The following is a 5524-nucleotide window of genomic DNA, read 5'->3' as shown; positions in this document are numbered from 1 at the left end:
CGCCAATGGCTGGCAGAGGGCGAGGGCCAGCGGCAACTGGCGTATTGGACAGCGCAATTGGGCGAGGAGCATCCGGCCCTGAGCCTGGCCACCGACCACCCACGTTCTGCGCAGCGGCAGCACAGCGCCTCGCGCCACGACGTGCGCCTGAGTGCGAACCTCAGCGAAGCGATTCGCCAGGCCGCCCAGGCCCATGAATCGACGCCATTCATGCTGTTGCTGGCGGCGTTCCAGAGCCTGCTTTACCGCTACAGCGGCCAGCGTGATATCCGCATCGGCGTGCCGAATGCCAACCGCCCACGCCAGGAAACCCAGGGCTTGGTCGGGTTCTTCATCAACACACAGGTCATGCGTGCCGAGCTGGATGGGCGCCTGCCGTTCAGTGAGTTGCTGGTGGCCACCCGTCAAACGGCGCTCGGCGCCCAGGCTCATCAGGATCTGCCTTTCGAACAACTGCTCGAAGCCTTCCCCCAAGCCCGCGAGCAGGGTTTGTTCCAGGTCATGTTCAACCACCAGCAGCGTGACTTGAGCGCGTTGCGCCGCCTGCCAGGCATGCTCGCCGATGAGCTGCCGTGGCACAGCCGCGAAGCCAAGTTCGACCTGCAACTGCACAGTGAAGAAGACCGCAACGGGCGCCTGAGCCTGTCGTTCGACTACGCCGATGAGTTGTTCGAAAAGCGCAGCATCGAGCGTCTGGCCGAACACTTCATCAACCTGCTGCACGCCGTGTGCGAGCAACCGCAGCAAGCTATCGGCGAGCTCAAGCTGATGCCGCAAGACGAGCAGCAGCCGTGGAGCGAAGCTCCCTGCGCACCGGCCCAGCAATGGCTGCCTGAACTGCTTAACCAGCAAACGTCGGACAACACCGCGCTGGTCTGGCAGGACGGCAGCCTGACCTTCGCCCAACTGCACACCCAGGCCAACCGCCTGGCCCATTACCTGCGTGACAAAGGTGTCGGCCCGGACGTGTGCGTGGCCATCGCCGCCGAGCGTTCGCCGCAACTGCTGATCGGCCTGCTCGCGATCATCAAGGCCGGTGGTGCCTACGTGCCGCTGGACCCGGATTACCCCGCCGAGCGCCTGGCCTACATGCTCAAGGACAGTGGCGTGCAACTGTTGTTGACCCAGACCGCGTTGCTGGAGCAACTTCCGGCGGCTGACGGTGTGTGCGTGATCGCCATGGACAGCCTGCACCTCGACAGCTGGCCGACCCAGGCGCCGGGCCTGCACCTTCATGCTGACAACCTGGCCTACGTGATCTACACCTCCGGCTCTACCGGCCAACCCAAAGGCGTGGGCAATACCCATGGCGCGTTGGCGGAGCGCTTGCAGTGGATGCAGGCCACCTATCAACTCGATGAAACCGACGTGCTGATGCAAAAGGCGCCGATCAGTTTCGACGTGTCGGTGTGGGAGTGTTTTTGGCCGCTGATCACTGGTTGCCGGCTGGTGCTGGCCGGCCCTGGCGAACATCGTGACCCGCACCGCATCGCGCAACTCGTGCAAGAGCACGGCGTGACCACGCTGCACTTTGTGCCGCCGCTGTTGCAGTTGTTTATCGACGAGCCACTTGCCGCCGAATGCACCAGCCTGCGTCGTCTGTTCTCGGGTGGTGAGGCGTTGCCCGCCGAACTGCGCAACCGCGTATTGGCTCAACTGCCCGCGGTGCAACTGCATAATCGCTATGGCCCGACCGAAACCGCGATCAACGTCACCCACTGGCACTGCCGGGCGGAAGACGGTGAGCGTTCACCGATCGGCCGTCCGCTGGGCAATGTGATCTGCCGCGTGTTGGACGAACATCTCAACCCCGTGCCGCTGGGTGTGCCGGGTGAACTGTGCATCGGCGGTATCGGCCTGGCCCGGGGTTATCTTGGGCGTGCCGGCTTGACCGCTGAGCGTTTTGTCGCGGACCGCCAGGGGGCGCGCCTGTACCGCACCGGTGACCGCGCCCGCTGGAGCGCTGACGGTGTGCTGGAATACCTCGGCCGTCTCGATCAGCAGGTCAAACTGCGTGGCTTTCGCGTGGAACCAGAAGAAATCGAGGCCCGCCTGCTGGCCTTGGACGGCGTCGCCCAGGCCGTGGTGCTGGTGCGTGACGCCAAGCTGATGGGTTATTACACCGCGCCTGCCGGTCTGCACGAGCAAGCGGTGAAAACCGCCCTGGCCGCCGAGTTGCCGGAGTACATGGTGCCCGCGCTGCTGATGCGCCTGGACGCCATGCCCCTGAGTCCCAGCGGCAAAGTCGACCGTCGTGCACTGCCGGAACCGCTATGGCAGGTGCGTGAACACGTCGAACCGCAAACCCCATTGCAGCAACATATCGCCGCCATCTGGCGCGAGGTGCTGGGCCTGCCCCGTATCGGCCTGCGCGATGACTTTTTCGCCCTCGGCGGCCACTCATTATTGGCCACGCAAATCATCTCTCGCACCCGTCAGGCGTGTGATGTCGAGCTGCCGCTGCGCACCTTGTTCGAAGCCAGCGAGCTGGGCGCTTTTGCCGAGCAAGTCGAGCTGATCCAGGCGGCGGGTCAACGCAACCAGCAAACCGCCATCGCCAAGGTTGATCGTAGCCAGCCGGTGCCGCTGTCTTATTCCCAGCAGCGCATGTGGTTCCTTTGGCAGATGGAACCGGACAGCCCGGCCTACAACGTCGGCGGCATGGCGCGCCTGCGTGGTGTGCTGGATGTGGGGCGTTTCGAGGCGGCGTTGCAAGCCCTGATCATGCGCCACGAAACCCTGCGCACCACCTTCCCGAGTGTCGATGGTGTGGCCTATCAGAACGTCTCGCGCCAGACCGGCCTGCGCATGGACTGGCAGGACTTCTCAGCGCTCACCCCGGCGGACTGCCAGTCACGCCTGCAGCAGTTGGCCGACCATGAAGCCCATACGCCTTTCAATCTGGAAACCGGTCCGTTGCTGCGCGCCTGCCTGGTCAAGGCTGGTGAACAGGAACACTACCTGGTGCTGACGCTGCACCACATCGTCACCGAAGGCTGGGCCATGGACATCTTTGCCCGTGAACTCAGCGCGCTCTATGAAGCCTTTATCGACGAGCGCGACTCACCGCTGGCGCCCTTGCCGGTGCAGTACCTGGACTACAGCGTGTGGCAGCGCCAATGGATGGAGTCTGGCGAGCGCCAGCGTCAACTGGATTACTGGACCACACAACTGGGTCATGAGCATCCCTTGCTCGAACTGCCTGGCGATCGTCCACGTCCACCGGTGCAAAGCCACCAGGGCGAGCTGTACCGCTTCGACCTGAGCGACGACTTGGCCGCCCGCGTACGTGCCTTCAATGCCGAGCGCGGCCTCACGCTGTTCATGACCATGACCGCCACCCTGGCCGTGTTGCTCTACCGCTACAGCGGCCAGACCGACCTGCGCATCGGCGCGCCGGTGGCCAACCGTATCCGCCCGGAAAGCGAAGGGTTGATCGGCGCGTTCCTCAACACCCAGGTGCTGCGTTGCCAGCTCAATGGGCAGATGCGCGTCGGCGAGTTGTTCGAGCAGGTGCGCCACACCGTGATTGAAGGCCAGTCCCACCAGGACCTGCCATTCGACCATCTGGTGGAAGCCCTGCAACCCACCCGCAGCGCGGCCTACAACCCGTTGTTCCAGGTGATGTGCAACGTGCAGCGCTGGGAATTCCAACAGAGCCGCCAACTGGCCGGCATGACGGTCGAGTACCTGGCCAACGATGCTCGCGCCACCAAGTTCGACTTGAACCTGGAAGTCACCGACCTCGACCACCGCCTGGGTTGCTGCCTGACCTACAGCACCGACCTGTTCGATGAGCCGCGCATTGCACGCATGGCCGAGCATTGGCGCAACCTGCTGGAAGCCTTGATCGCCGATCCGCAACAGCGCCTCAGCGAACTGCCTTTGCTGACGGCGGTTGAGCAACGTGCGTTGCAGGACAGCCTGGGCATCGAGGCCGGTGAACACCGTCTCGATCAGTGCATTCACACGCTGTTCAGCCAACAAGCGGCGGTCCGTGGTGATGCGCCCGCGCTGACGTTTGCAGGCGTTACCCTCAGCTACCGCGAACTGGACGAACGCGCCAATCGCCTGGCCTGGATGCTGCGCGAGCGTGGCGTCGGCCCGCAGGTGCGTGTCGGCCTGGCGTTGCCACGCTCCCTGGAAATGGTCATCGGCCTGCTGGCGATCCTCAAGGCCGGTGGCGCCTATGTGCCGCTGGACCCGGAATACCCGCTAGACCGCTTGCACTACATGATCGAAGACAGCGGCATCGGCCTGTTACTCAGTGATGCGGCGATGTTCGAAGCCCTCGGCGAATTGCCGGCAACCGTGGCGTGCTGGTGCCTGGAGGACGATCTGCCGGTACTGGCCAACTACCCGGCGAACGAGCCGCCGTTCATCAGCTTGCCGCAACACCAGGCGTACCTGATCTACACCTCCGGCTCCACCGGTAAGCCGAAAGGCGTGGTGGTGTCGCACGGCGAAATCGCCATGCATTGCCAGGCGGTGATCCAGCGTTTCGGCATGCAACCGGATGACTGTGAGCTGCACTTCTATTCGATCAACTTCGACGCCGCTACCGAGCGCTTGCTGGTGCCGTTGCTCAGCGGTGCCCAGGTGGTGTTGCGCGCCCAGGGCCAGTGGGATGCCGAAGAAATCTGCGGACTGATCCGCACCCATCGCATCAATATCCTCGGCTTCACGCCCAGCTACGGCAGCCAGTTGGCACAATGGCTGGCGACCCAGCAGCAGACCTTGCCGGTGCGCATGTGCATCACCGGTGGCGAAGCGTTGACCGGCGAACACTTGCAGCGCATTCGTGCGGCGTTCCAGCCACAGGTGTTTTTCAACGCCTATGGCCCGACCGAAACCGTGGTGATGCCGCTGGCCAGCTTGGCGCCAGAGCAGTTAGAGGAGGGCGCGGGCAGCGTGCCGATCGGCAGCATTATCGGTGACCGGGTGGCGTACATTCTCGACGCCGACCTGGCACTGGTGCCCCAGGGGGCGACGGGCGAGTTGTACGTTGGCGGTGCCGGTCTGGCCCAGGGTTATCACCAACGTCCGGGCATGACGGCGGAGCGCTTTGTTGCCGATCCGTTTGCCCGCAACGGTGGTCGCCTGTATCGCACCGGCGACCTGGTGCGCCAGCGCGCCGATGGTCTTGTGGAGTACCTGGGGCGTATCGACCATCAGGTGAAAATCCGCGGCTTCCGTATCGAACTGGGCGAGATCGAAACCCGCTTGCTGGAGCATGAGGCCATACGTGAAGCGGTGGTGCTGGCACTGGACTCGCCGAGCGGCAAGCAGTTGGTGGCCTATCTGGTCAGCGACGCCGAGCATGGCGCACTGCGTGACGCGCTCAAGGCTCACCTCAAGGTGCAACTGCCGGACTACATGGTGCCCGCGCACCTGATCGTACTGGACAGCATGCCACTGACCGCCAACGGCAAGCTCGACCGCCGTGCCTTGCCGCAACCGGACCCAGAGGCCAACCGCCAACAGTATGTGGCGCCCCGCAATGAGCTGGAGCACACCCTGGTTG

Annotated in this window: 1 protein-coding gene; it reads left to right on the top strand. The window is 64.1% G+C overall.

The window, feature by feature from the left end:
- A partial coding sequence (locus ACRESD_RS24360) for an amino acid adenylation domain-containing protein (RefSeq protein WP_431753244.1) occupies positions 1-5524 on the top strand: 5524 nt, incomplete at both ends.

The sequence above is a fragment of the Pseudomonas sp. genome (genome assembly GCF_050739995.1).
In the GTDB taxonomy this organism is placed as follows: Bacteria; Pseudomonadota; Gammaproteobacteria; order Pseudomonadales; family Pseudomonadaceae; genus Aquipseudomonas.
This window is presented reverse-complemented; position numbering and strand designations above follow the sequence as displayed.